Origin of the sequence: Microseira sp. BLCC-F43, from assembly GCF_041929235.1 — a bacterium.
In the GTDB taxonomy this organism is placed as follows: Bacteria; Cyanobacteriota; Cyanobacteriia; order Cyanobacteriales; family Aerosakkonemataceae; genus Microseira.
Genome location: NZ_JBHFNP010000083.1, coordinates 1 through 3,425 on the forward strand (window position 1 = coordinate 1; position 3,425 = coordinate 3,425).

4 protein-coding genes are annotated in these 3,425 nt (G+C 43.2%); 1 reads left to right on the forward strand and 3 read right to left on the reverse strand.

Translation table 11 applies throughout. The features are described from left to right. Window positions 1–502 (forward strand): HIRAN domain-containing protein (locus tag ACE1CM_RS12565; RefSeq protein WP_374877819.1); only part of this gene is annotated, 502 nt, incomplete at its 5' end. A gap of 112 nt (window positions 503–614) precedes the next feature. Here ACE1CM_RS12565 and ACE1CM_RS12570 read toward each other — a convergent pair. The 3 genes from ACE1CM_RS12570 to ACE1CM_RS12580 form a co-directional block, all read right to left on the reverse strand. After that, a complete protein-coding gene (locus ACE1CM_RS12570) occupies window positions 615–944 on the reverse strand; it encodes a XisI protein (RefSeq protein WP_374877821.1) in 330 nt (109 codons plus the stop codon). After that, a complete protein-coding gene (locus ACE1CM_RS12575) occupies window positions 932–1,348 on the reverse strand; it encodes a XisH family protein (protein ID WP_374877823.1) in 417 nt (138 codons plus the stop codon). Before ACE1CM_RS12575 ends, ACE1CM_RS12570 begins: the two co-directional genes overlap by 13 nt. A gap of 394 nt (window positions 1,349–1,742) precedes the next feature. Then, the gene (locus ACE1CM_RS12580; protein WP_374877825.1) at window positions 1,743–3,371 is read right to left on the reverse strand and encodes a diguanylate cyclase domain-containing protein; all 1,629 of its coding nucleotides are present in this window, start codon (window positions 3,369–3,371) and stop codon (window positions 1,743–1,745) included. Between the last annotated feature and the right edge of the window lie 54 nt (window positions 3,372–3,425).

A 3,425-nucleotide genomic window follows, 5' to 3' on the forward strand; every position in this document is an offset into this window, starting at 1 on the left:
ACAGCTCGATCTTCTCAACGATGACCCTAGCCCAATGGCAATTTTAGCCCGCAGTGGTGGGGAACGAGTCACAGATACGTTTGCCGTTTTTCCCGCTCCGGAAGTTGACGAAGAAGGACGGTACAATCTTTACTTTTTCTCACAGTATCTACGACATTTACCCAGCAGTGCGATCGCTCAGATCGAGCGGTTGGAGGCGGGGGAAACGTTAGAGATCGATCGGGAAGTGCAAAATTACTACGACGATCGCGCTCTCATTTCCAACACTGGCGATCGCTGCATTGTCGGCTACTTTCCGCGATATTTGCTGGCAGAAATTTTTGAGTTACTTTGCCACAATGTTAACTTAGAAGTGCGGGTAGAGCGCGTCAATAAACCTTCAACTCCGTTTCAGTTTCGCCTGTTATGTAAAATGAGTGTCGGTGCGAGCGATAATTTTCGTCCCTTCTCAAGTTGTCAATATCAACCCCTGATTGCAGAGATTGTGGTAAAATCTGCGTAAAGTAGTTGGTTTGGTGCGATTGGGGGATGGAGCGATCGCATTTAATCGCTCATCCTTGGACTGCCAAACGCAATGTTAAATTTTAGCAGGCGTTTCGGTGCGTTAATTGCAGTTAGCAAACAGCATATTCGGTAAATTGCCGCTTGAAGGGAGACTTAAAACCTAAAACTATATTCTTCTGGGGGACTCCAGCCTCAACTAATTCATTGGCTACTCCCACTTCTGTTCCATCACTCTGAATCCAAATTTTTTCATCCTTGATATCGATGTGAATTAGGCTGCCATATTCTCGTCGTTGGTCGTGCCAACCCACGAGCATTAATAAGTAATGATTGCGTTCGCGATCGAGAATTAACTGCACTTCAGTGTCGTCATCTTTAAGGTTGGCAAAGTGCGCCTTGATGATTTTTTCCACCAGTTCGGGGTAATTTAATCTTTCCATAAAACAATCTCCTGTTTACTAGCATCAAACACGAGCAATTTAAGCTTATATTCTTCTACAGCATCCTGAATAAATTGGCGCTGAAACAGCGTATCATAAGTATCTGTAGGGATAGCAAGATATAAAATTAGCTCCGGTAATTTTTGTTTCATAGCTAATCGATTATTTAGAAATTGACCCAGTGATAAATGAAACTCAGTCATTTCTGATTCTCTTAAAAAACTTTTAATTTCTACGGCTATCTTGCGATCGGCTTTCTGAGCAGCTATGAGTTTTTCTGCCGTTAAGTCTATATACATCTCAGTTCCACCAACTTTAATGTATAAAGGATCGTCAGTGATAAACCATCCATCTTTTTCTAGAGCTAATCGGACGGTATCGTGAAAAATATCCTTGGCTGGCATAGACTGATGGGCAGTGTTAAAGCTACGGAGCGTCTTTATATTTATTATAATTGAAACAGTTAGTTAGGGCGAGCGATCGCATTTGATGGCTCATCCTTGAACTTCCAAAGGCAATGCTAAACTTTAGCAGGGATTTCGGGAAACCGTCAATCCAACCTTTCTACTGTGCAAGCACTATGAAGTAATACTAATCCTATGAGAAGTAATCTCTTAGATCGAATCGACCATCATCATCATTTTTTAGATGATTAGGAAGGTACTTGGGGCCTTGTTCAACTCTGTTTTTACTAGATTTTTTGGCTTCCGTGAACCCCAAAGCTGCTCTCACAACAGTTTGTTTGATGGGTTCATTGTCCCACTGTTTTGCAACACCAAAAGTACAAGTAACTCTAAGTTATGGTGCAAGCGATGACCACCTATGGTCGGCAATTCGACAGCGAATTTTATTGCAAATATCTATTGCTTCGCTAAGTTGGATCCCAGGCAAAAAAATATAAAATGTATCATCACCACAACGCCCAGTCTTGCATTCAATACTACATCCTTCTCTAAGAATATTCGCGACAGATGCAAGAACTTCATTACCCACCTCTCTACCATAAAGTTTATTTATTATAGTCAATTCGTCTATGTCTGCCATTGCTATAATTATATTTTTTTTGCTTTGATAAGGAATGTTCGCTGTCATCTGCGGAAGAATTTCTTTGAGAAACATTTCTCCCGCTGCTCTATTCAGAAGTTGGTCAGTGAAGGTAGGGAAATCAATAACAGAATGCAGTTTGTCAATGCGTTGCTGTAAGTCTGTGTCTACTTGCGATCGCACATATTCCAACAATGCCCAAAGCGCTTGTCTACCAGGTGCAATTTCGCCGTAGTCTATCAGTTTGCTGACCATCTGTGGGATGAAAGTTGCAACAGTAGCGCTCCAAGTTATGCGTTGCAGTACAGGTGCATGGTTTTCCAACAATGCCCAAAGCGCTTGTCTATCAGTTGCAACTTCGCCGTAGTCCATTAGTTTGCCGACCATCTGTGGAATGAAAGTTGCAACAGTAGCGCTCCAAATTATGCGTTGCAGTACAGGTAGATCGTTGGTCAGTGCTAGGACTAACAAAGCGCGACGGTTTTCCTCATCTTCCACAAACGGTCTGAGCAGATATACTAATTCATTGATAGTTTCGGGAGCTAATTTCACCCTCGATCTAATAAAGTTATTTGCAACTTTCTCATCTTTTGATTCTAACGGGCGTCTACCTCTTCCTTGGATTAGTCTGATGGGTTCACCGTGGTTGCTACTTATTGGAAATTGGGGGATTTTTACCTGGGCGTAGTACTCTTTTAGCTCCCGCTCAACTGAGACTGCCAACATTTGGTTAGTTATCCACTCGTACTCTGGGACTTGATGGGGGTCGAGTCCCTTTAGAAGTGCCCCTGTCAGCACTCCATGTTCACCATCTAACTGTTTATAGGCAACTTCATAATCACGGGATGCGGCAATAAAAAAGCGATCGCACCCTGAACCCCCTCCCCCCAGATTGGTTTCCCTGAAGTTCAACAACTCTCCGCTAAAGCAACAATCTAGCCAAATAATTTGCTGCTGCACTGAACTTTTTTGCAAGATTTCTTGTAAATCTCGCAGCGACATACCCCATAAATTTTTGCTAGGGCTGGCATCACTGGTTGCTAAAAAGCCTTGCGTTAGGCTTCCTATAGATTTTCGCAGTCCATGCCCAGCAAAAAAGAGCAGCGCTGTTTCTGGCGTTCTGTCGCTATCTGGGTGGAACAAGTTAGCTATCGCAGCTTCTAACTCTTCCAGCTGAACTGTCTTGTTTGGATCGACTTGCAATTTCCCATGTATATTGCTGACAGGTAACCGCTGCACTCGGAAGTTGCCATAGGTTTCTAGCAGTTGCGCGATCGCCTCCGCATCAGCAGCAGGAGTTGTCAGGTGCTTGACTCTACTTGCCGGATTCTCCCTCAAAAAAGGATACTGGTTAATACCAACTACAAGTGCATCTCGCGTCATAAAAACTGATTCTGCCCAGATTTACTGCTTTATCCTCTTACTGATGCACCCCAG